The organism is Paenibacillus sp. GCM10027629, from assembly GCF_042676425.1.
Classification (GTDB): domain Bacteria; phylum Bacillota; class Bacilli; order Paenibacillales; family Paenibacillaceae; genus Paenibacillus_K; species Paenibacillus_K terrigena.
In genome coordinates this window covers 134,372-157,814 of the sequence record NZ_JBHTGZ010000017.1, presented here as the reverse complement: position 1 = coordinate 157,814, position 23,443 = coordinate 134,372, and the positions used below count along the sequence as shown (strand labels likewise).

14 protein-coding genes are annotated in these 23,443 nt (G+C 48.6%); all 14 read right to left on the bottom strand.

What is annotated here, in order from left to right:
• Nucleotides 1–14: 14 nt before the first annotated feature.
• The 14 genes from ACFQZR_RS26325 to ACFQZR_RS26260 all read right to left on the bottom strand — a co-directional run bounded on the left by ACFQZR_RS26325 (nucleotide 15) and on the right by ACFQZR_RS26260 (nucleotide 23,437).
• The gene (locus ACFQZR_RS26325; protein WP_379351319.1) at nucleotides 15–884 is read right to left on the bottom strand and encodes a carbohydrate ABC transporter permease; all 870 of its coding nucleotides are present in this window, start codon (nucleotides 882–884) and stop codon (nucleotides 15–17) included.
• Between the two features lie 4 nt (nucleotides 885–888).
• The gene (locus ACFQZR_RS26320; protein ID WP_379351464.1) at nucleotides 889–3,246 is read right to left on the bottom strand and encodes a DUF5696 domain-containing protein; all 2,358 of its coding nucleotides are present in this window, start codon (nucleotides 3,244–3,246) and stop codon (nucleotides 889–891) included.
• Entirely contained in the window at nucleotides 3,246–5,357 is a 2,112-nt protein-coding gene (locus tag ACFQZR_RS26315) for a YIP1 family protein (protein ID WP_379351318.1), read from the bottom strand. The genes ACFQZR_RS26320 and ACFQZR_RS26315 overlap by 1 nt, the downstream gene beginning before the upstream one ends.
• Nucleotides 5,358–5,381: 24 nt before the next feature.
• Nucleotides 5,382–6,296: a carbohydrate ABC transporter permease gene (locus tag ACFQZR_RS26310; RefSeq protein ID WP_379351463.1), complete on the bottom strand. Its 915-nt coding sequence runs from the start codon at nucleotides 6,294–6,296 to the stop codon at nucleotides 5,382–5,384.
• A complete protein-coding gene (locus ACFQZR_RS26305; protein WP_379351317.1) occupies nucleotides 6,296–7,291 on the bottom strand; it encodes a carbohydrate ABC transporter permease in 996 nt (331 codons plus the stop codon). The genes ACFQZR_RS26310 and ACFQZR_RS26305 overlap by 1 nt, the downstream gene beginning before the upstream one ends.
• Nucleotides 7,281–10,247 carry an extracellular solute-binding protein gene (locus tag ACFQZR_RS26300; protein WP_379351316.1) on the bottom strand — a complete coding sequence of 989 codons (2,967 nt, stop codon included), beginning with the start codon at nucleotides 10,245–10,247 and terminating at the stop codon, nucleotides 7,281–7,283. The genes ACFQZR_RS26305 and ACFQZR_RS26300 overlap by 11 nt, the downstream gene beginning before the upstream one ends.
• Before the next feature lie 13 nt (nucleotides 10,248–10,260).
• Complete coding sequence (locus ACFQZR_RS26295; protein WP_018757458.1) at nucleotides 10,261–11,379, bottom strand: ABC transporter ATP-binding protein; 1,119 nt, start codon at nucleotides 11,377–11,379, stop codon at nucleotides 10,261–10,263.
• 698 nt (nucleotides 11,380–12,077) lie between these two features.
• Nucleotides 12,078–12,860 (bottom strand): hypothetical protein, encoded by a 783-nt coding sequence (locus tag ACFQZR_RS26290; RefSeq protein ID WP_379351315.1) that lies wholly within the window; start codon nucleotides 12,858–12,860, stop codon nucleotides 12,078–12,080.
• Between the two features lie 25 nt (nucleotides 12,861–12,885).
• A complete protein-coding gene (locus ACFQZR_RS26285; protein ID WP_379351314.1) occupies nucleotides 12,886–14,250 on the bottom strand; it encodes a sensor histidine kinase in 1,365 nt (454 codons plus the stop codon).
• Nucleotides 14,250–14,951 (bottom strand): response regulator transcription factor, encoded by a 702-nt coding sequence (locus tag ACFQZR_RS26280; RefSeq protein ID WP_379351313.1) that lies wholly within the window; start codon nucleotides 14,949–14,951, stop codon nucleotides 14,250–14,252. Before ACFQZR_RS26280 ends, ACFQZR_RS26285 begins: the two co-directional genes overlap by 1 nt.
• Nucleotides 14,952–15,249: 298 nt before the next feature.
• Nucleotides 15,250–17,985 (bottom strand): alpha-mannosidase, encoded by a 2,736-nt coding sequence (locus ACFQZR_RS26275; protein ID WP_379351312.1) that lies wholly within the window; start codon nucleotides 17,983–17,985, stop codon nucleotides 15,250–15,252.
• Nucleotides 17,986–17,996: 11 nt separating this feature from the next.
• Nucleotides 17,997–21,104 carry a beta-galactosidase gene (locus tag ACFQZR_RS26270; RefSeq protein WP_379351462.1) on the bottom strand — a complete coding sequence of 1,036 codons (3,108 nt, stop codon included), beginning with the start codon at nucleotides 21,102–21,104 and terminating at the stop codon, nucleotides 17,997–17,999.
• On the bottom strand, nucleotides 21,101–22,420 hold the full coding sequence (locus ACFQZR_RS26265) for a glycoside hydrolase family 125 protein (RefSeq protein ID WP_379351311.1): 1,320 nt from the start codon (nucleotides 22,418–22,420) through the stop codon (nucleotides 21,101–21,103). Before ACFQZR_RS26265 ends, ACFQZR_RS26270 begins: the two co-directional genes overlap by 4 nt.
• A gap of 99 nt (nucleotides 22,421–22,519) precedes the next feature.
• Nucleotides 22,520–23,437 carry a carbohydrate ABC transporter permease gene (locus ACFQZR_RS26260; protein ID WP_379351310.1) on the bottom strand — a complete coding sequence of 306 codons (918 nt, stop codon included), beginning with the start codon at nucleotides 23,435–23,437 and terminating at the stop codon, nucleotides 22,520–22,522.
• Nucleotides 23,438–23,443 lie beyond the last annotated feature (6 nt).

Below are 23,443 nucleotides of genomic sequence, written 5' to 3'. Positions count from 1 at the left end.
CGATTCCCTCCCCTCTAGGCGTAATTTTTAGCATGTCTACGATTCATGATCGAATAGATCAATATTACAAGCCCCAAGAAAATGATGATAATGAAGAAATAGATCCAAGCCAGTGCGCTGTTAAACCCGTAATTCCCTGTGTTCACTAGCTCAATGACCGGATTGGATGGGAAGGTGAACATGTCGACCACGGTATAGATCAAGTTGAGCAGAATAAACGGCGACATCGCAGGAAGCGTAATTTTCCAGAAGACTTCCCACGGGGTTGCCCCGTCAATTCGTGCCGATTCATACGCCGAGGTGGAGATGGTCTGCAGCCCGGCGAGGAAGATCAGAATCTGAACTCCCGAGTACCACAAGACGAGTACAAAGTGATTCAGAACCTCCTTCACCGGCTTCGCCCAAGAGCTGTCCCCGAGGAAGGTATCGAGATAGCCGCCAAGCTCAAATCTCTCTAGGAATCCGAGGTTCCCTTCCCCCTGATTAATAAACTGCAGCAGTACCGCGCCGGTCGAGAAGATCACTGGCAGGAAGAAAATCGCACGGAACAGGAATCTACCGTACAGCTTCTGATTGAGCAGAATCGAGATCATCAGTGCAAAAATGACGATCACCGGCACCATAAGCACTACTTCTTGAAAATAAGGGATCAATTTATCATAGAGCGCAGAACTGTTCAGGATAATCTCGCGGTAAAATTTCAGACCGACAAAATCATAAGCGACCTTATTCGGTAGAATCTTAACCGTGTGAAAGCTCATGTAGAGTGAGAAAAGAAGCGGAAACCCTAAAAACGCGATAAATCCAATCACCCAAGGGGCTATAAACAGCGTCCCTTCGAGCCTCCGTAAAGACCGAGCGGTAAGCATGCGTTTTCGACTCATTCCATCACGCACCTCCCTTAATGACAATAAAGTCTCTCGCCTTCACCACATGCTGTGTGTCGAGGTTGTACGGCGTCTCATTGTAGTTGACAATAATGCGCTTGCCATGCGCGTAAGTCGTCTCGAACACCCCATGCGCTAACTCGCGATGATTCTCGATGAACTCGCCTTGGACATCACCCAGCGCTTCCGTATAACGCTGATATTGCGATACGATTTCTTGAATCCAATCTTTATAATACGTGCTGTAGAATCGATCCAAATGAAGGGACTTGAGCAGTTCCTCCGGTTTGGCATACGTGACGATGTAAGATGGCACCGCCCCGTACTCGATTCCTTTCAAGAAACTCTCCTCATAATCATCACTTAAATTGGCATAGTCAAATGAGTAAGTAACGAGACCATGCAGAACCATCTGCGTAAAAGGAATCGCGCGATCCACGAACAGATCATAAGAGTTACTCGCGAACATATTGTGCATATGATTCACATACGGCAAGGTATACAAATTCCCATCCGCGACTTGCACGTTCCCGAGCGACTGCTTCGTCTGATTCATGATCTCCTGCTGAATATGCATCGATTCCTCTCTTGATACCTTGTGATCCTCGTTATAGTCGGTATTTAACTGATTGCCGACCCCTTGACCGTACATATAACCGTCCACCATCAGATCTTTCGCGTCCTGCAAATCATCCTGTATCACCTTCTGCATGAATTTTGGACTGACGAACGTCGTACGCTGATCATCCCAAGAATTGAATTCGATGACGGATGAACCAAGGTCCCGAAGTCCATCCCGCTTCACGCGAAAGCCGTCTTTGCCGGTATTGTTGAACGTATACGATGAGGCGTCCATATAAACCGGAAACCCGCTCGTATGGGCAAAATCAATGAATTGCTGCATGCCTTCATTCCCGCCAATTTTCGAGCCGACCGGGAACGCCCCCCCGAATTTACTAAACCCGCCATTCTGCCAGCCCAAGTAAGTAATGGACATGTCATCGACGCCGAGTGCACCGAGCTCCTGCACAATTTCTTTGGCCTCTGCGGTTGTCGTAAGAGGCAGGTAGGAGTCCCATAAGAAGCCTGTCTCCGTGTCAGCCCCTAGGATATGGAGCTGAAGCTTCATGTCTGCATTCTTGCCTTGAAGCGGCTTCAGTCCCTGTTCATCGATCAAATATTGACGGTACCGATCTGCCATCTGCGCATAATCAACCTCAGGCTGATCGATAAAGTAATACCTGACGGAACGATCAGACTTCGTTATTTCTTTGCTGTACATCAGATAACCGTTCTTCTTCTTCGTATCGGTTGGTTGGAAGAACTTGAAGCGATATTCGAATTCTGCCGTCGCCCAATTGTATTGACTGAATGACCCGGAAGGCGCAGCGACAACGTTCGCATAGTCGTCCCCTTCACGGATGACACCAACCATCGCCTGGTTCGCTGACTTGATGCCGAAGAACGGCATTTTGATCGCTTTGCGATCGGACATGATATTGCGGTTGCTATAGGCCCAGTCATCGCCATATACGCGTTCCGTGTACAAGTTCTGGGTACCTGCACGATATTTTTTGAAATCGATTAAAGCTCCTGATCCATCTGGAATGAGCAGAAACCCATTCTCCTCATCCGAAGTCTGCGCCCCAAGGAAAGGGAAGAGACGAATCGATACGAGCCTAGCCAGCGGATCTTTTTTCTTCGTCTTCAATTCTTCCGCGGTGTATACCCTCTCGTCCTTCAATCCTTCGGATAGCACCTTCGTCTCAACAAAATCATCTCCGAGGGTGACTTCCACGGGAATCGAGAAGCCAAGCTCTGGGAGCTCATATTGAATTTTGAATCCATGCTCTGTCGCCTCAAATTGTGAGACCGTTCCCTTCTGTGCAATGAGGTTCGACTCTTTGAGCAAGTCTTTCCGAATATTGAATTCAACATAACGGAACATGAAGGGCGAGGCGAGATGGTCCTTCCACGCTGCCGTGTTGGACTTTTCCTTCCAATTCTTCGGGTTCGGGAAGGAACGCCATACATCTCCCGTCTGCTTATTCACCACGAGGAAATGGCCTGTACTCGCATCGACCTTTAACTGCAATCGCTGATTCTCTACCAAGGGCTTGAATGTACGTTCATCTGGCAACCCACTCGCAACTGGTGTACCAGCTGCGGCGACCTTCACGCTGGCCGGTTTCACCGTCGCTTGTTGAGCTGTTGATGGCTCGCTAGACTGTTCAGCCGATTGTTGCTTAGATTGCGAATCTGAGCCCGATGCTGCGAAAATAAGCCCGACAACCGTTAATACAGATATGATGCATGCAGTCACCGATAGCAGTAATTTCTTCGAACGAAATAATCGCATCACATCGATACCTCCTGATAAATCGTATAGATGAAGTTGCTGAACTCGGAAGACAGGCCGACCAGAATGAAGATCATAATCCACAGAATCATCATGGTCACTCCGGTGAGCAGAATGTTGACGACCGTCTCTCCCACACCATAATTCTGCATCGCCTGGATATTCCAGAAGAACAGCAGCCCACTCCAGAGCAGCATCGCCCATTCAATCGAATGATAAATGGATGCTTCACTTAAGGTCAGCCCATTCGAGATCAGGGCAAGCGGCAGACCAAATAGTACAACTGGGAACAGCGCATAAGAGCTGCCCATGAATACGTCCTTGAACCTTGCCTCCCCTTGCCGAATGGAACCGATCAAGTAGTTGCAGACGACCCAAGACAGCCAGACCGACATGAAGATGATCAGCATCGAGCTGGCACCCTTCTCATAATCCGGGACTGGATTGAATGTAAAGCTGGAGTAGAACGTCTTCACCAGAATCATGACAAGCGTCAAGATGAGTAAGATCAAGGCACTGATATAACTGCCTTTTTGCCGATACCTAAGATCGCCGAAACCATCAATCGGGTGTTTCAGAATATAGAACACATGCTTGAATTGCTGATACCAGCGCTGCCGATCGAGCAGGGTCGTCTTCGGTAGAATCCTGAATTTATACTTCCGCTTCAAAAGTCCGAGAATCCAGATCAAGACGGCCAGTACAATGAGTATATTCGCAAAGATCGAGAAATTCTTCTGGAACCACCCGAGTCGCAGCTGCCAGAAGGAATCGGAGAATCCACCCTCATCCCCAGCGAGCTTGAACATGTCACGCGCTAACTCATAGTCCTCACGATAGAAGGCCGCTTGCGCAATCCCTTGAAAAGCAGGGGAGAAATGCGCATTTAATTTCAGCACCTTGGTCCAATATTTCTCGCCTTCAAGATACTTGCCATCCTGCATGAACTTGTATGCCGCCTGTACCGTCGATCCAAATTCCGTCGGCTTATACACTTGAACGAGATTGAGCGCTTCATCCAGAATGAACACTTCGTTCCGAGAATTGGTTGCGACAGCCGTTGGTGCTTTGGTTAACCCGATTAATGAATTTCCCGTTGTTGAACTGCCGCTCCAATAGAACAACAATTCGCCATTCTCGTCATATTGCGAAATGATGTTGCGTGACTTATCGATCATGATAATATTCCCGTTCTGATCGACGGAAACATCTGTTAACTGTGGCTCAATCGGTTCACTGCTAGTACGCCGATATGCTTTATTTTTATCAAAGTCGATATCCTTCTCTTTCCATAAATCTTCGCCGCGAATGTTCAACTTCTTCACTTGCTCCGATTTGGAACCTGAGACGGTATAGATAAAGCCTTGATCGTCAATTTCAATATTACGGATCGTAACAGGAAGTAATCGAACTTGTCGACTCAGCTGCTCCTTCGTATAGAACTGTCTACGGATTTTGTCCATCAGATTGACTTCCGTTTTGTTCGTTCCGAAGAACTTGAGGAAATTGCCTTCCGGATCGAATTCGATAATACCGTTGTAGCTCCCTTTCGATACCACATAGATGAATCCGCGCTTATCAACGACCATATTCGTCGGTTCATACACAAATTGATCATTCATGAAGCTCGACTTCGGCCGCTTCAGCTCTTGAACGAGCCGACCTTCCTTATCCGTGTGTACGACTCGTTTATTGCCGGTATCCGCAATGAAGAGGTCCCCATTTTCGGTCACAAATACCCCCTGCGGCTGATTCAGCGGACTCTCTGGCAGCGTAAGGATCCGTACCAGCTCTCCGCTCGGATCCAAATGAATAATTCGATTGTTATCTGTATCGGCGATATAGATATGGTCCTGACGATCAATGAACAAGTCTTGAGGTCTTTGCAAGGGCGTATAGCTGACCTCCCCTTGCTGGTTCAGCGTAGGGATATCCCTTGCGATGACGCCTTTCGGTGCATAGGCAGGTTGGGTCATAATCGTACGACCATAGCTATCCTTCGTAAATGTTCGGTATGGCACATCCGCGAATGCAGCTGTTGGAAATAGCGTTATCGTCATCAAGCAAACGAACCAAATCGCAAACTTCCGCCTGCTGTGATTGTTTTTCATGTCGGAACCCCCTTCTCCTATCGCTTATTTAATCCCCGAATGCGCCATCGTTGTAATGACCTTCCGTTGGGAGACTAAGAACACAAGCAAGGATGGAATGAACATAATCAATGCACCAGCCGCCGCCGCTCCTTGCCTTGCCACCGAATTGGCTAAGTTCGACGTTAACGTCCCCATATAGAAAGGAAGTGTCTTCATTGCGTCATCCTGCATGAACAAGGTTGAAGTCTCTGCATTTCCCCAAGCCGATTGGAACGCCAGAATCGTGATCGTAGCCATTGCTGGCGACACAATTGGAATAACGATACGCAGGAAAATGAAAAATTCCGGTGCGCCGTCAATTTTGGCCGCTTCGATCAATTCATTCGGAACTTGATCCATGAACTGCTTCAGGAGGAATACCCCGACAGGCATCGCGATCATCGGCAGTACATGCCCCCAATAGGTATTCATAATCCCAAGGCTCTGCACGACGACGAATCGAGGAATCGCAATCGCTTCCGTCGCGAATAAGAGCGAGGTCAGCACTAAGCCGAAGACGATTTTGGAACCCGGAAATTTATGTTTGGCAAGCGGATAGGCGCACATCGCTCCGAAGATTACCATTCCAAGCGTAGCTAAGAACGTCACGACGATACTGTTGAAGATATATCTCGCGACAGGCACAACCGTCGATTCCGTCAAGGCAAGCAGCTCCGAGAAGTTCTGGATGGTCGGTTCTCTCACCACGAAGGTCGGAGGGAATAAGAACAATTCATGCAGCGGCTTGAACGCATGGTTAAAGATATAGAAGAGCGGCAGCAGCATGAAGATAGCCAGTGGGGTTAACCCGATCGCGATCCCAATCTGTGTTCGGTCCACCTGCCGGACTGCGAAGACAAAATCCTGCCATTTCGCAGTCCACGTCCGCTTGGTCGTCATCATTTGGATCTCTTGCATCATTCATCCTCCTTCGGTCCGAACAGCTTCCAGAACAGCTTGCTCAGCAGGAAGCACATGATGAGCAGCACGATGGAAATGGCACTGGCGTAACCCAGTTCAAAACGTATAAAGCCGAAGTCCCCGATGTGATCAATCATAAGCTGTCCGGCATAGTTCGGCGTTGGATTGCTTCCCGTCAGCGTCGAGCCTAGGCCCCCCGATTTGAGTGTGTGAACGATCGACATAATGGCTGCGAACAGCATCTGCGGCTTCATCATCGGGATCGTGATGTACCACACTTCCTGCAATCGACTCGAAATGCCGTCGATTCTCCCGGCTTCATACAATTGTTTATCCACATTAAGAATACCCGCCAGGATCGCGAGGAAGCCGATCCCCATACTGGACCAGATTGAAATCACGATCATAATATTGAGCAAATAATCCTTATCGATCAGGAAGTATAACGGCTTATCAATGAGTCCCCATTTGAGCAGGAAGCTATTGATATAACCGGACCGATCGCCCGTGAACATTACCGTCCATACAACCGTCATCGCTACCCCTGCGGATAAAGAAGGAGCATACATGGCTAAGGCATACCAGGTTCTGAGCGTAGATGGCAATTGAGCGATTAACCACGCCAGAACAAAGGCGAAGATATAACCGATCGGGCCGACGAACAACGCAAATTTAAATGAGTTAGGCAGGACATGCTGCAAAAATACGATATCCTGCGAGAAGAGATTCTGATAGTTCATCCATCCTCTCCACGATGGGAACTCAATCGCGTTGAAGTATGTGAAGCTGAGCAGGACGCCGGCAACGACTGGGATCAGGATGAAAATCACGAACAACACAAGGAATGGAAGGATGAACAAATAGGACAGCCGGAACTTCCATATCTCACTTAATAAATAACGCAGCTTCTGCGATAATTTGCTCTTCGTCTCGCCAAGTCCAGCCGGTGCTGGACTTGGATGATCAGAAAGGATCGGTGTTCTAGTCGACATGTACTTCCGCTCCCTTCCATGGTTCTGTCACTGTGGGAAGATCTAGTTTCTTGATGATATTGCCGTCCCTATCGATGAAGTTGAACTCCTGCTGCTTGCGCTTCAGTTCCCGATTGATTTCTTTAATCCCTTTCTCCAGGGATATCCGTACATTCTCACCGTCAATCGTGACGCGGTTCCAAGCAAACCCGAGCTCTCGCAGCGTCATATATCCACCGGGAACGTTCGGAATATCTTTAATCCATTTCCACTGTTCAAGAATGGCCTGCAAATCTTCCGTCTTCCATGGCATATTGACAAAAGCATTCACGTTCGCTGAATTCCACCGGAACGCCTCGCCGCGGTATTGCTCCAGATTCAGACCATACTCGGTCTGGATCTCATCCGACATGTACCACTCAAGGAACTTCCATGCCAAGTTTTGTTTTTCTTTGGGCGTATCGTTGAACAAGACACTGGCAGTTGGGGTAATGCCTGAACCCCCAGACCATCTTGCAATTGTCCCATCTGCTTGCTTCGTACCCGGAATCGGCGCGATACCCCATTCGTTCAATATTTCCGGAGCAGCGACGAGCAATTGCATGTATTGGTTGAAATCGGCTATGCCAATCGGCAATGTTCCATCTCTGAACTGGTTGTAGAAGCTGGCAACTTGGCGTTCTAATCCATATACATTAAATAGATCCGTCCACTTCTTGAACGCTTCGAAAGCCTGCGGCTCGCCGAGTGCTGTCGATAGCCCATCCTGCTTATAGAGCTCTACCCCGTTCTGGAAGAACAGATAGGAGAAGTCTGCCGGATCGACATAGAAGTTACTCTCGTTCTGGAGCAGCGTAGGGAGCATCGCATAGACATCATCCCATGTATTCGGAACGGTAAGCCCGAGCTGCTTCAGAATATCTTTGCGATAGAACAGCACTTTGAAGTTGGTCGTCTCCGGAATCCCGTAGACCCCGCCGTCATAGCGGTATGGAAGCATCGCGCCTGGATGGAAGCTGGAGACAAGCTTGTCGGCTCCCGGCATCGTATTCAGATCAAGCGCTGCGTGACGCAAGGCCAAATCGAAGATCGAAGTATTCGATACCCCGATAGCAACATCTGGGAGGATGCCCGCTGCTTTACCAAGAACGAGCAAGTCTGCCGATTGGATAAGATTCACCTTCACGCGAATACCAGACTCCGGTGTGAATTTCTCGTCTGCAAGCTGCTGCAGTTCATCCACGTAATCTCGTCCTTTGAACATCCAGACGTTAAGCTCTTGATCATTCTGTTTACTTATCTGGTTATCCGCTGTGAACGAGTAGTATAGCGATGCGAACATGCCGCCTACTTTCTCGAAGAACCCCGCTTCCATGCGCGGTAATTCCGCCTCAAGCGGTGCGATATACAGTTTATCGATTTGTAATTGACTGTCCATCAATTGTGACCGCTGCGACTCCAGCTTCTCTTGCAGTGACCCGATGGTTAGTTGGCTGTATGGAATTTCGTTCGGTTTATCGAGCAAATCCTTCAGATCCTGCACCGATGTTCGGAACGTCTGCGACACACTATTGGTCTCATGATTGATCTGATCCATCTGTGCGGTTAGCGCTTCGAATTGCTGCTTCAGGCGCTGCAAGCGATCGGTGATGCCCGGAATATCCCGTGCTACATCCCATACCCGATATTCATCTTCACTGTTGCCTGTAGCAATGCGAATTTCCTGCGAAATATCTCGAATTTCCGCGGACATTTGATCGATTAGGACAAGCATCGGTACATAAGGCTCATAGCCTGCTTCAAGCTTGATCGCGTGTTTACCTTTTGTCAGATAGAACGTGAACGGCTTATTTTCTTCTTGCTCGAGCGCAGCCCCATACCAATCCGAGTGATAGGCGAAAGGATAGTTGGCGAGCTCCTTGAATGGAATCTGACCGTCGATGGAGATCGTTCGAAATGCTGACAGGTTTTTGCGGAAGTTCTGTTTGACGCGGAAAGCGATCTTGTAGAGGCCATCTTCCGGCACATCGAAATCCCATGATACCGCTTGCCCTCCTTTGTACCAGACCGTTCCGCCGATTGTATTGAAGCTCACGAGGTCTAATGACTTCGGCGTTGTTAATGGACTTCGATCATATTGCGTTTGAATGGATGATGAGTTTTTGGTTGTAAAGTTCTCAGCTTCAAGTGCGATGATGTTCTGCGCGGTCGTTGATCTGGATGGGTATGCTTTACTTACCTCTTCGTAAGATGGAAGGGTTGAAGGCGCTTGCAAACGAATCGATTTCAAGGCCATCGGCTGACGAAGCACCGAGATGCGAATCGTATTTTTTCCCTTCTGCAAATGCCATAAGAGTGGTGTCGCATAAGCATTCTGGGAGTCCTGTATCACCTTGCTCTTCCAGCCTGTGATCTCGTTCAGCAGTGAACGCAGCTGATTCCCGTCTGCATCGAACTTCTCCGGCTTCTGGTCGACGAATTCACGTTCGAGTGAGATCGAGTGCGCTTCCCGATAAGGGAATTTGCCATTGAGCTGGACTGTCATCATGACTGGCTGCTTGCTGCCGCCATCCTCCTCCGTGAATGGGAAGTATTCGGCTGCCATTTCGTAGAGACCTTCCTGCGCCACATCCACTTCATACTCGATCCAGCCTCTTGGCTTAGACCACAGCAGCACATCATTCTCCCCTTGATAGGAGCCGATCTGAATGGACGCATCTGGCGATTGGTTCGCAATCGATTTCAAATCGATTGATATTTCCTTCGTTCCCACTGGAACCTGATCTTTCTCCCATTGCTTCTTCACTTCATAGAAGTAAGGATCATGTGAGAGGCTATTGCTCATGATTTCTGAGGGGTCGGCTTGTGCTTGTTCTCCGTCCGAATGACGCGGAAAACCTGCTACACCAAGTACAGCCACAGAAAGAATCATGATGATCAAGGGGTAGCTAACAACCTTGTACCATCGTTTTGCCATCTGTCTCCCTCCATTAATCCGTTAATAAAATCTCAGTCTCTTTGTGGAAAAATAGCGCTTTGTTCATATCCACCGCTACCGATGCGCGCATGCCATCATCGAAGTGGTAGCGTGGATGCGCCCGCGCCACGAACCGCTTATCCATTCCGATATCCATATGATAATAACGATCCGACCCGACGAACTCGCTTAGCTCCATAATGCCGTTCACGATCGAATGCGGGTACGTCTCGAGCATAATTTCCTCGAAGCTGATATTCTCTGGGCGAATTCCGAGAATCACCACACGGTCGACAAGGTTAAGTTTTCTTAATTGCGACGCCTGGCGCTCCGTCAATTGCAGCGAAAATCGGTTCGTGTGGAATTCGAGAAAACCATTATTCTCTTGCAATTTGCCCTGAATAAAGTTCATCGGCGGGTTCCCGATAAATTTAGCGACGAATAGATTGGCCGGGTGATTATAGACGCGTTCTGGTGTATCCACCTGCTGCACGATCCCTTTCTCCATGACCACGATCCGGTCGCCCATCGTCATCGCCTCGATCTGATCATGCGTGACATAGATCGTCGTCACGCCGATTTTCTTATGTAAGCTGACAATTTCGGAGCGCATCAATACGCGGAGCTTCGCATCCAAGTTCGACAACGGCTCATCCATCAAGAAGGCTTGCGGGGTTCGAACGATCGCTCGCCCGAGCGCAACCCGTTGGCGTTGACCCCCGGATAATTCCTTCGGTCTACGATCGAGGAAATTCTCGATTTCGAGTACGCGTGCCGCCCGCTTCACAGCGAGATCAATCTCATGCTTCGGAAGCTTCCGCATCCGTAGTCCGAAGGCAATATTCTCATATACGGACATGTTCGGATATAGCGCATAGTTCTGGAACACCATTGAAATATCCCGTTCCTTGGGAGGTATATCGTTCACAATTGTATCGCCAATATAAATTTCACCTTCAGATACATCCTCAAGCCCTGCGAGCATACGCAAGGTTGTTGATTTCCCGCATCCCGAAGAGCCTACGAAGACGAGAAACTCTTGATCCTTCACATCCAGATTGAAATCCTTCACTGCATATTCCTGATATTTTCCATAGCGCTTGTGTACATGATTAAACACGATTCTCGACATGATACCCCTCCTAGGCTATAGATGTGCATATCTATATAACTTGATACTAACAATTTTACTGTGAGCGTAGTGTGTGATTGTTGTGGATTTCGTGTGAAGATGGGACAACGAGCGGGATGATAGTGGGCGAATACCCGTTATGTTGGAGCACGGGGGAGGGGATGGGCAGGGGGCTCCACCCGCTGTTAAAAAACGTGTGGATTGAACGATATGTAGCGGTGTTCACACGTTTTTTAAAGGCGGACGCTATCGCTTCTCCACCCCCTGCCCATCCCCTTGCATGCTACGTTGGTGCGGGGTTCTATCTCATTACACCCACTCGTCGTCGTGCCTGGGGGTGAGAAGGGCTATAGTGGATTTTCGCAGCATAGAACCTCGAATTGACTGCAACGCAGCTTCTATACTGGATTTTTCACACTAAGTTCTCGTGTTTGAGGGAAACAACGAGCCATTTCGGCCAGCTATATTGCTACGATCCTACATAGCTGCGGAATGGAGTGGAAAAAGAGCTTCTATGTTGCATAGATCCACTGTAGACGTGAGGCACTAGCTGGAAGGGCAAGATACCTACCCAGAAGAACGACTTCATCGCCCTGTAGCGCGATAAGCGTTCTTACAAAACCTTCTCAAAGACAACACAAAAGGCCGCCCCCGCGATATTCCATAGCTTACAGGGGGGACAACCTTTACATGCAATCCTATTCAGATTCCAATTGCGCTCGCACCTGACTCAACACCATCATCAATGCAAGCTGAATCACCGATACCACGTAAGCGCCGAACACGATGCCAGCGAGGATCGCATACGGGCTCCATAGCTGGTGAATGAGCGTACTCAACAGCCCCGATGCGACGAATAAACAAAACACAAGCAACATCGTCTTCATTCTGGATTGCTTGAAGTATTCTCTGCTGCGCCGGAGGGCTGCATCCAGCTGGGATCGATTAACCACAATCGTAAATTCGAGATAGATAAATAGAATGCGCAGCACGATGAAGACCAATAACGATAGGAACAATCCAATCCCTTGGAACAACATCACTAGAAGTGTCGTGACTGCCGTCTTGGCGAACATGATCATCAGATAAAGGAAAATAAACCGGATCCAATAGACCTTGCCCTCCCGTATAAATCCCCTGATCGATGCTGGCTCACCGGACGATGCTTGCCGAAGTATACCAATATATCCGCCCTGCGCAAAGGTCATCAAGAGCAGCATCAGCACCACAGCGGCCCAGCCGATGGTCGGTACGCCAGGGATGTTCATAAATTGGAGTTGATTCGGCAGTAATGGAATATTGATTAAATGGCTGACCGACGGCAATCCCATCTCAAGAATAAGTCGATACGATAGAGACGATGTACCGATAAAACCTACCAACGCCTCGCCGAGCAAATAAGCGATAAGATCCAAAATGATAGGACATAGAATCAACAGCGGATATCGAAGGATCTGGACAAATGCACGTTGAAGCAGCATGATCTACCTCCATGACAATGATGTGTTAATGAATCGACTTCGCAAGCGGCAAATGCAGCCGGAACGTTGAACCTTCACCCAGCTCGCTCTCCGCATCAATCGTTCCCCCGTGGGCCTCGATCAATGCTTTGGCGATGCTTAAGCCGACGCCGATCCCTCCCGTACCGCGTGAACGAGCTTTGTCCGCACGATAGAATCGATTGAAAATAAGCGGAAGGTCTTGCTCCGAAATGCCAATTCCGCTGTCGGTGCAGTACATCGTAACGGTATGCGCATCCTTTACCGAGAGGCCTACCGCTATCGTTCCGCCCGTCGGCGTATATTTAATCGCGTTCGATATGACATTGGTGATCACTTGGATGAGGCGGTCCGCATCTACGCGGACTGGACATGGAACATGCAAGTGATGCAGATGGAACGTAATGCCCTTATCTTTGACGAGAAAGATCATGTTCTCATAGACGTCCTTCACGAGTTCGCGCAAATCGACCTGCTGCATGACCAGTTGGAATCTCGCACCTTCGGCCTCAGATAGCTTCTCCACCTCATCCACCAACCGGCATAGACGATCAATCTCTGCATAAATCCGATTCAAATTCTCTTCATTCACCGGATAAATGCCGTCAATCAACGCTTCCATACGTGAAAGCATTGAAGTAAGCGGCGTCCGCAATTCATGCGTCAAATCCTGCATCGACTGTTTGCGCCACGTCTCTTGCTTCGTGAAATCTGCGGATAACGTATTGATGGCATTCGTGAGCTGATCAAGCTCCTTCATACCCACCGTAGGGATGACAATGTCGCGATCTCCGCTCGTAATGAGCTCCGCCATCTTCCCGCTTGTCCGTAAGGACCTCGATAACCATCGTGCCACACCATAACTAACAAGAATCGATATGAGGATCACGAAGAAAACGCTTCCCTTATTCTGATGAACAAGATTATTCGCCAGAAAAGCCAAATAAGGAATATGCTGTACATTGTTCAAATCAACGAACGTATCCAAATAACCGAGCAGTACCCCATTAACCGAAATCGGTACACTCACCGTGTACGGCACGGCCCATTTATGCGATTTGGGGACTGAATCAAAGAGAACGCTCTGATGGTCCGGTCCATAATAGCGCACATGCATGGCATAGATATTGACAGCCTTCCGCATCCATTCCGTCTGCTCCTTCGAGAGGATCCCCGGTTCGAGATTTGATCGGAGAGTGAAAGCCATTTTATGCGTCTGATCTCGAATCACTTGCTTCTTATACGCCGTTAACGATTCATTCCAGGTGAGGGTTAGGAACAGTCCCGCCGTCAACATCAGAAGAATCGATGTCATCATGAGTGTGAAGAACAGCATGAACTGTGTTCTTCGCAGGATCCCGTATTTGCCCATTAGAACCCCTCATCCGAATGATAGGAGAACTTGTAACCGCCTCCAATTTTGGTCACGATGTACACCGGATTTTTGTGATCCTCTTCGATCTTCTTCCGGATATTCTTAATATGCGTATCGGTCGTTCGTCCATCGCCGATATCCCGATACCCTTGCACTTCATAAGACAGCTCTTGCCTCGTATAGAGCTTGTTCGGATTCTTTACCAGCACACTGAGCAATTTGAACTCGGTAATCGTCAGATTGGCCGGCTTGGAATTCACATAGACTTCTTTCGACTCGAAATTAATCACGAGATTGCCCCGATTGAACCGCATCACGGTCTGATTATTCACGGGGAACATATTCATTCGGCGCTGGATGGCACGGATTCGCGCGATCACTTCTTTCATTCGGAACGGCTTCGTAATGTAGTCGTCCGCCCCTAGATTCAGACCGTTAATCGTATCCATTTCTTGCGCCTTAGACGTGATCATAATGATTGGAATATTCGAGAATTTGCGAATTTGCTTACAAATTTCCTCTCCCGATACACCCGGTATCATCAAATCCAGCAGCAGTAGATCAAACTTAAAATTGTAAATTTTCTGAAGCGCATCATTGCCATCTTCGGAAGTATGTACCGTCCAACCTTCGTTAATGAGATACGACTGTAATACATTGCGAATCGAATCATCGTCCTCTACGATGAGAATGTTCATGCTGTCACCCCTCAGAACTTTAGTTGTTGTGAAACTATCTATAAGAGCGCGAGGACTCCTATGGTCTGCTGAAGATGCTGCCTAGAAAGGACTCTATTAATATAGCATCGAACCCTACTCGGCTCAAGGTTTTCCTCAAATACCAGATTTGCACAAAATATAACCCGACCATTTCTATGCAAGAAATGATACTGGGCATGTCGTAATATTGAACATCCACTCACGTGCAATCAAAAAAGGCCGCATTTCACCCTGAAATAAGAGTGAAACACGACCTTTGATCTACGAATATAATCCGTTATTTGCTTGTGATACCTACGGTAACAATCTCGCATGGACCTACTGCTAAGGACATTTGTCCTGCATCGTTCTGCTCGATCCGAGCCCCGCGCTCTTCCAAGATGTTACTCTTGAACGCATTGTCGAATGGCAAGTGGTACGCAAGATCCAGCGTTGTTGCTTCGCGGCTCATATTGAACCAACGCAGCATTAAGTTGCCCGAGCCTTCATGCAATTTCATCGAGGAGAACGCAAGCTCTGTATTCTCGAATGTGTATGGTGCGAACGTCGCAGTCATCGCTCCGTCGTGAACACCGGTCTGTGCTACGGTCCAAGGCACTTGGAACTGATACGCTTCCGCATAAGCACCAGACTTGATGCCGTCGCCGTTATGAGGAATCACTTCCATACGCACGGTATGCTCACCAATACATTGCGCTTCTGGCGTCGGGAAGTAACCCCAATCGCCAAGCTCGCCAACCGAGCGAAGCAGTGTTACCGCAATCGTGTTGCGACCATCACGCAATACTTCGTATTCGTTGAGTCCGAAGTTCGCAACCGTAAGGCCTGCTCCAGCCTCGGATACATCAACAAAAGCTTGCTGATGCTGCGTATTGCTTGGGTTGTCCCATTCTTCAGCCGGCTCATTGTCACGAACCGGAATTTCGAACATGGAATCCACATGATGGACATTCGTGCTCAAGTCGGTCGGGAACAATGCGCGTACGCGGTGATCCTTCGCTTGGTTGTTGAAGGAAGCTTCGATCTCTACGCCTTTACCGCTCTTGTTCAAGCTAATGACCGTGCGAATCGTGAATGGAACCATCACATTAGAACGCTGTGACTTACGATTCGGATAATACACGCATGCATGCTGTTCAACATCGAGCAATTCATCCGCAGATGCCGGAATCTCCCAATGATGTGTTACTTCAACAGACGCGCGGTATGGTGTATCTTCAACAACGCGAATCTCTGCGGACAAGCCTTTCGTCGTTAGAGCCGTCTCGCCTGTTGGCTGCTTGAACATATATTCGTTACCGATATCGCCTGTATTCTCATACACACCCAGATCACGGTACGTACGACCGGATTTCTTATCCGTTAATGTGAACGAGCCATCCTCAGCGATCTCGACCTTAAGTCCTTCATTCTCCATGGTCCGTTCGCCGCTTAATAACGATGTTTCCGGTACGACTGCCCCAGCTTGTCGAACCCAAGCATAGGTCGTTAAGCCCATCGCTGGCACCTTCGAAGCTTCGAATGTCAGCTTCACTTGGCGGCACATGTACGGCTGACGGAATGCATCATCCGGTAGATCATAGCCGAATTGAAGGCCAAGATCTTCTACCGTGCAAGGAATGACATTGCCTTCCGTATCCACGAGTACACGGCCTGTAATATCCAGATTGCGAATCCGATCTGTCGCTTCTTCCAAGGTGTATCCGTCGCGGAAGTAGAGACGTTCGGCATCCACCGTGATCGTCACAACGCCTGTGCGTTCCCATCCCGTTGTATTGAATACAACGACTGGACGTCCTTCTTCGCCATACTTCACGAAGCTGGATGTATCGATGTTGTCTGCAATCGCTTGTTTCACATCGTCTACAATCGACTCTGCGACATGACGGCTCTTATCGAAGCGCGCCACCATCTCGCGGTGCACCTCATCCACACTACAGCCGCAAATGCTGTCATGCGGGTGATTCTGCATTAAAGTCTTCCAAGCATAAGTGAACAAGTGATGCGGATAGGCTTCACCCACGCCCGCCAAATGTGCCATCGATGCAAGCGGCTCTGCCACTTTCTCCAGCATCATTTGACCAAGCTGATTCATTTGCTTCAGATAAACACGCGCAGATGCTGTATTGACAAGCGTACCCCAGCCGTCTGTACGTTGACTGCGAAGCTCGCCATGAACCTCGGAGAGATCACGATCTACCGCACGCTCCAGCGCATTGAGATAATCGATGAAATTCGAGTGAATGAACGAAGTATCTGGATATTGCTCGCGAGCGACGCGAATCGCTTCTGGCAGATCCAATTGGATCGGCTGATGATCGCATCCGTTCATATAGAGCAGCTCGTTTGTCGATGCATATTTCTCCGCATCTGCGAGCTTTCTATCCCAGTATTCTTTAGCTTTTTCCGGATCGGCAGGGACTTCGTTCCCGTTCGAATACCAGTTCGCGAACAAGATGCCGAGTACCTTCGACCCGTCCGGTCCAACCCATTGCAATTCCGAGAAGGACGATTCATAATTACCGTCTGCAACCGTATTGTTGAAGCCCGTTGGTTTCACACCGCGCCCGAAGAACGCGTTCTGAATACCGGATTGCTGCATTAATTGCGGTGTCTGACCGACAAGGCCGAATGTATCCGGGAAGTAACCCACTTTGGATACATTTCCATAACGTAACGCGTCTTGATGTCCGACTTGCATGTTGCGTACGTTTGCCTCACCGCTCGTTAAGAACGCATCCTGCAGGATGTACCATGGACCGATAAGAATACGTCCATCGCGAATGAACTTCGCAAGACGATCTCTCTGATCTGGTCGTACTTGCAAATAGTCTTCAATAATAATTGTCTGTCCGTCCAAGAAGAAGCTGCGATATTCCGGATCTTGATCCAACTTATCGAGCAATGTATCCATTAATTTGACAAGACGCACATGATGCTTCTCGTATGGCAAGTACCACTCCCGATCCCAGTGCGTATGCGAAACGATGTGGGCTGTTCTCTTCTTCGTCATGGCTGTTCCCCCTATTCTTCGCTTACCTGAATATCCACCTCATGCGGACGGTAAACTGATATGATCTGTCCTGTCGCATCCGTCGCGAACAGCACCGATCTTTCCTGTGCTAATGTAAATTGATAAGTCTTGCTCGTGTCGATATCTTTCACTTGGATCGTCGTATCCAAGGCATATTCCGATACGAAAATATATAAGAATCCGTCCTTGAACCGCAGCTTGCGTCCATAGACACCTGCGAGATCTCCGCCTTGCAGCCACGCCATGTCTTGCTTGCAGCCTGCAGCTTCCACCGCGTATCGATAGAGCTCGGCTATGGAATCTGTGCGTTCATTCAATTCAATCGGGAGTGGACTCCAGATCAAGCGGCCTTGACCAATCTGTACATCGATAACGGCATCGTTGCCCGTTTCACCGCGCACTTCTTTGCTTACTTCTGCGATACGACGATGACCGAAGGATACCGGAATCGCCTTGCCACCGAGATGGAGCATCTCTTCGCGGCGAACATTACGCAGCTCGCCTTTACCGAGCAAATCCGTCAAACGATCGGATTCTTGCCAGTAGGCATTCAGGCCAATCGGACCCGTAACAAGCATCGTTGCACCCGTGTTCTCCACCATGTCGATCAGCTTCGCCCATGCCGCATCCTCGAAGTTATGCGCACTTGGCAGAATAATTAATCTTGCCGGGTTCTGCTCTAGTGCCTCTAAATGGTACTCGGATACCGCACGGAATGGCAAATTCAATTGATAAGACAATACACGCGTTAACCGTGTCGTCGCATCGAACGCAAGTTTGCGATTCGAGAAGTCATTCGAATACGGGAATACCGCAACAATCTCCTCCAACGCGCGATCTTGGAACAAGTCCCGAATCTCGCCCATGAATTGTCCGAAATGATAGGATACATCCGCTTCCGGTTTCTCTGTACCATCTGCACGGAGGGCCCCAATATGGGATTCATTCGCATTATCCATGTAGAAGTTCGTATTCCAGATCCAGTGAATCGCACCTGCACCTCCTGTCGCGAATGCATAAGCATACTTGCGTTCCAACAAGCTACGTAGTTCTTGCTCGCTGCGTTTCGCACGGCCATCCGGATTCTCGACATACATGATGCCTGTCTCCTGAATGACATTCGGCTTATTCGCGGTCTTGGCGAAGATACCGTCCCAGATGAGATAATCATTCAACCACCAGGAGTGAACTGTTGTATAATCCACGGCTTCTTCATAGAAGAATGGAGATGGACGCTGTGCGCCGAGCGCTTCATCCTGACCTACCGTCACAAGATGATCCGGCACGATGTCCTTAATGGTATCGTATAACGCCTTCGCCCAACGATTATGCATATCCATCGAGAACAAGCAATAATCGAGCCAACGCGTTCCTTTTTTGCCTTGATGCATATCTTGTACGTCGAAGTTAATCTCTTTCGGACCCGGAATGACCGCAGCCGCGAAGCTCGGAAGCTGCTCCGGCGTCATATTCCAGCGCTTCTGCAAATCTTCGATCCGCTCATGACGCTGTTCAAGCCACTGGGTGAAGGCTTCCTTCTCGAAGCGGTCTCCGCAAGAACGCGGTCCTTCGGAGAAGATCAATTCCGGTTCGAACATGGAAGGCTCGTTGATCAGGTCCCAATCCACATGCGTCGTCGCCTTATGGCGCGATACGATGGAACGAATGAAGCGTTTCTGCGCTTCCACACTCTGTGGATCGAGATAAGGGTTGGCCCCTTCCCACGTCTCCGGTGTAAACGAGAAGAAAGTAAATGTGACTTGTAAATTGTGTTTCTTCGCAGTTAAGAAGAAGGCATCAATTGCACGCAGCACTTCCTCCGAAGCGTGTCCGTCCACTTGCATCACGTTTCGATATGCCGTCCAAATGCCCGTACGAATCCAGTTGATGCCGGCTTTCGCCATCTGTCCCATGTCCCGATCCCATACATCGGTATTAGGCAGGAACAAGAATTTTCGCGCCACATCGCTCGTCATGTATGTCATGCCGACGATTGGCAGCGGCCGCCCGTCCTTCTCAAAATAATCTCTTCCACTCTTGATTGGACTGCCAGCTGTCAATAACGCTTCATCGTTACCCCAGAAGCCTTGACGAAGCACGCGTACTTCGCCGTCTTCCATTGTAATGGTGCAAGTCACACGATAATGTCCGCTGTTGATTTCGAGCGGAACTGGAATGCGAAGATACTCAATCTCACGTGTTACTTCTAATATAAGCGAATTCTCCCAGCGATCACTTGCGTCTTCGCGTTCAACTGCAAGATCAATCTTCATGGATTCAAAACGCTTGTCAAAATGAACGAAACGTTCAATACGTTGTGCTTGCAGGGTTAATACCGCGTGCTCACCTGGCTCATATGTCGCATAATTCGGTTTGATCCAAAATTCTGTAACATCCTTCGCACAGAATTGCGTCCACGTCGCGAGTGCTGCCAAACCGCCTTCATCGAAGAAGCGTGCAGTAAGCGGTGCATTCACGAATAACCAACGTGAACCACCGAACTCGCCGCGAACATTCTCCCATAGGACAACAGGTGCCGCAATCTCGCGTCCCTCTTGGCTAACCGCCTTCAGGAGCGGATAAATCTGCGTACTCATCGTACCAGCAGAGCCCATTTGCTGAGGCAAGTCGGCATTCTTCGTCGTATGCGGCACGAGATTCCAGGTCTGATCGATTTCGAATAAAGATTCCTGACCACGCAGCAATGGAATGGAATAAAGTGCCGTAAGCGTTGTTAACTTCGCATCGACACGCAGTATTTCATGAATGTATAACTGCTGATGATACGCCGTTTGCTCCGGCTCAATAACCCAGCTGCCAGACTCTTTCCGTACCGGAAATTTAAACGGTGCACCACCAATGCTAACAAGCCCGCCACCTTGACGTAAGAATTCAAGAATCGCAGGCCATGCCGCTTTCGGGAAATATGGTGCGTGCATATTCACGAAGCACCCTGATGCAGATGAACGAAGGGCTTCAGCAAGCCCCTCGCTATCTACAACCGTTCCGACCTGACCAAGTTCCGCCGCGCTAATTTCCTCTAGCGCAGACGGACTTGGGAAAGTTGGATCATAGAATACGATGACTTGACGGCTCATAGAATGCCTTCTTTCATCGCCTTGTACACCAACTGCGAGAACAAGCTGTTCGACCAAGCGAACCATTTACGTGTGAAGACACTCGGATCATCCGCATGGAATCCTTCATGCATGTAGCCTGTATCTGCATCTGTGTTTTCTAACATCGCGATCATCTCGAGCTTCTCTTCCTTCGTCGTTGCCGTAATCCCTTGCATCGACAAAGCCATGTGCCAGATGTAATCTTTAGGCGTGTGTGGACTTCCGATCCCTTTCGCTGCTTTTCCTTCGAAGTAGAACGGGTTCTCTTTGGATAATGCAAATCTTCTTGTATTCTGATAGATCGGATCATCTGCACCGACATATCCAAGGTAAGGAATCGACATCAAGCCAGGCGTACCCGCATCATCCATCAGGCAATGGTTGCCAAAACCGTCTGTCTCATAAGCATAAATCGGTCCAAACTCTGGATGACGGTAGATACCGTACAACTGAATCCCGTGGTCGATATCCTTTTCCAGGTCTTTCAGTTCTTTCAAGAAGTCCATATCGCGGAACACCCACTCTGCGAACTCTTGCATGTGACGAAGGGCAACTACTGCGAACATGTTGCCTGGAATGTTGTAGTGGAAATCGCACGCATCATCGCTAGAACGGAAGCCCGACCATACCATACCTGTGTAGTTCACCGGCATGCCAAGCCCGTTATTGCGCAAGGAATCCTCAGGAATCCCGTTATCCCGCGTGAAACGGTAAGGCGACAATTCGAAATGGCGTTGTTCCGTCTTGAACAAGTCGTAAATCTTACGCATCGCCGACTTGAAGCCTGCATCGAAGATGTCCGTCAGCTCTGTTTCTTTCCAGTACATATAAGCAAGACGCATCGAGAAGCAAAGGGAGTCAATCTCGAACTTGCGCTCCCACACCCAAGGGGACATTTCCGTGATGTCTGCCTTGTTCCAGTGCCAGTCATTCGCCGATTCGTTGAACGCATTCGCATACGGATCGATGTGAATGTAGTTGATATGGCGCTTAATCAAGCCGCTCAAGATGCGTTGTAGATCCGCATCTTCCTTTGCGAACGGGACATAATGGATCACTTGCTCAACGGAATCCCGCAGCCATGAAGCTGGAATATCACCCGTAATGACGAATGTCGTTCCATCTTCCATTAATTTCGTTGTCGTCTCCAGTGTGTTCGGGAAGCAGTTCTTGAATAATTGCAAAAGCTTCGGACGATGCGCGAGCTTCTCTTCTGCTTCTTGAATCACTTCTTGAATCGCTTGCGGCAGCTTTAGCTCCGGCATCGGAATTTTAGGCAATCTGAATTGTTCCATGGTAAGTTTCCCCCAGTCTTTTAAGAGGTAGTTCAAAAAGTCACCTTTACATTACGAAGATTTCCAAGTAGAAAAGTTGACTTTTTGAACACACAATTTTTACTCTTTTACCGCACCAATCGTTAGACCTTGAATGAAATAACGTTGGAAGAATGGATAAGCGAAGATAATCGGCCCAGTCGCGAGTACGACCATCGCCATCCGTGATGTATCCGCTGGCAAGGATTGCATTATGCCCGCACCCAAGGATGGATTATTCGTATTCTGTAGAAGGAACTGCATACTGTTCTCGATCCGCATAAGCATCGATTGCAGTGGTACAAGATCCGGATTATCAATATACAGCAACGCGTTGAACCAGTCATTCCAGTATCCTAATGTACTGAATAGTCCGATGGTTGCAAGACCCGGTAATGACAACGGTAGAATAAGTCGGCAGAAAATTCCGAACTCGCCTGCACCGTCAATTTTCCCGGATTCAATAATGGCTTCTGGCACCGAGGTGACGAAGAAGGTTCGCATAATCATAATATAGAAGGCGTTCCCTGCCATCGGCAGGATTAGCGCAAGCAGTGTATCCTTCATGCCAAGCAATTGCGTTACAACGATATACGTCGGAACAAGTCCACCGTTGAATAACATCGTAAAGAAGGCAAAGAAGCCGAAGAAATTACGATATTTGAAGCTTTTGCGGGAAATCGCATAAGCAAATGTTGCCGTTAGAATCAAGCTGACGAGTGTACCTATAATCGTAACGGTAATGGTAATCCCGTAGGAACGAAACAACTGATCTCCTGCTTTGAATAGATAACGGTAAGCGTCAAGACTCCATTTCTCTGGGAAGATACTATACCCGTTCGCCGCAAGAGTTTGCTCGTCCGTGAACGAGATGATGGTAACGAATAAGAACGGGAAGACGCAGGCAAAGGCGAACAACCCAGCTATAATATTAAACACGACATTTAACCCGGCGGGTAATTTATGAAAATCACGCGATTTAAGCGCTTTTGTCGACATAACCAT

What these genes read in the sequence shown, in the direction of transcription:
- ACFQZR_RS26275 (WP_379351312.1), bottom strand. Translation starts at nt 17,985, where the DNA reads ATGACGAAGAAGAGAACAGCCCACATCGTTTCGCATACGCACTGGGAT.
- ACFQZR_RS26325 (WP_379351319.1), bottom strand. Translation starts at nt 884, where the DNA reads ATGAGTCGAAAACGCATGCTTACCGCTCGGTCTTTACGGAGGCTCGAA.
- ACFQZR_RS26290 (WP_379351315.1), bottom strand. Translation starts at nt 12,860, where the DNA reads ATGCTGCTTCAACGTGCATTTGTCCAGATCCTTCGATATCCGCTGTTG.
- ACFQZR_RS26310 (WP_379351463.1), bottom strand. Translation starts at nt 6,296, where the DNA reads ATGCAAGAGATCCAAATGATGACGACCAAGCGGACGTGGACTGCGAAA.
- ACFQZR_RS26300 (WP_379351316.1), bottom strand. Translation starts at nt 10,247, where the DNA reads ATGGCAAAACGATGGTACAAGGTTGTTAGCTACCCCTTGATCATCATG.
- ACFQZR_RS26260 (WP_379351310.1), bottom strand. Translation starts at nt 23,437, where the DNA reads ATGTCGACAAAAGCGCTTAAATCGCGTGATTTTCATAAATTACCCGCC.
- ACFQZR_RS26305 (WP_379351317.1), bottom strand. Translation starts at nt 7,291, where the DNA reads ATGTCGACTAGAACACCGATCCTTTCTGATCATCCAAGTCCAGCACCG.
- ACFQZR_RS26295 (WP_018757458.1), bottom strand. Translation starts at nt 11,379, where the DNA reads ATGTCGAGAATCGTGTTTAATCATGTACACAAGCGCTATGGAAAATAT.
- ACFQZR_RS26320 (WP_379351464.1), bottom strand. Translation starts at nt 3,246, where the DNA reads ATGCGATTATTTCGTTCGAAGAAATTACTGCTATCGGTGACTGCATGC.
- ACFQZR_RS26265 (WP_379351311.1), bottom strand. Translation starts at nt 22,420, where the DNA reads ATGGAACAATTCAGATTGCCTAAAATTCCGATGCCGGAGCTAAAGCTG.
- ACFQZR_RS26280 (WP_379351313.1), bottom strand. Translation starts at nt 14,951, where the DNA reads ATGAACATTCTCATCGTAGAGGACGATGATTCGATTCGCAATGTATTA.
- ACFQZR_RS26315 (WP_379351318.1), bottom strand. Translation starts at nt 5,357, where the DNA reads ATGAAAAACAATCACAGCAGGCGGAAGTTTGCGATTTGGTTCGTTTGC.
- ACFQZR_RS26270 (WP_379351462.1), bottom strand. Translation starts at nt 21,104, where the DNA reads ATGAGCCGTCAAGTCATCGTATTCTATGATCCAACTTTCCCAAGTCCG.
- ACFQZR_RS26285 (WP_379351314.1), bottom strand. Translation starts at nt 14,250, where the DNA reads ATGGGCAAATACGGGATCCTGCGAAGAACACAGTTCATGCTGTTCTTC.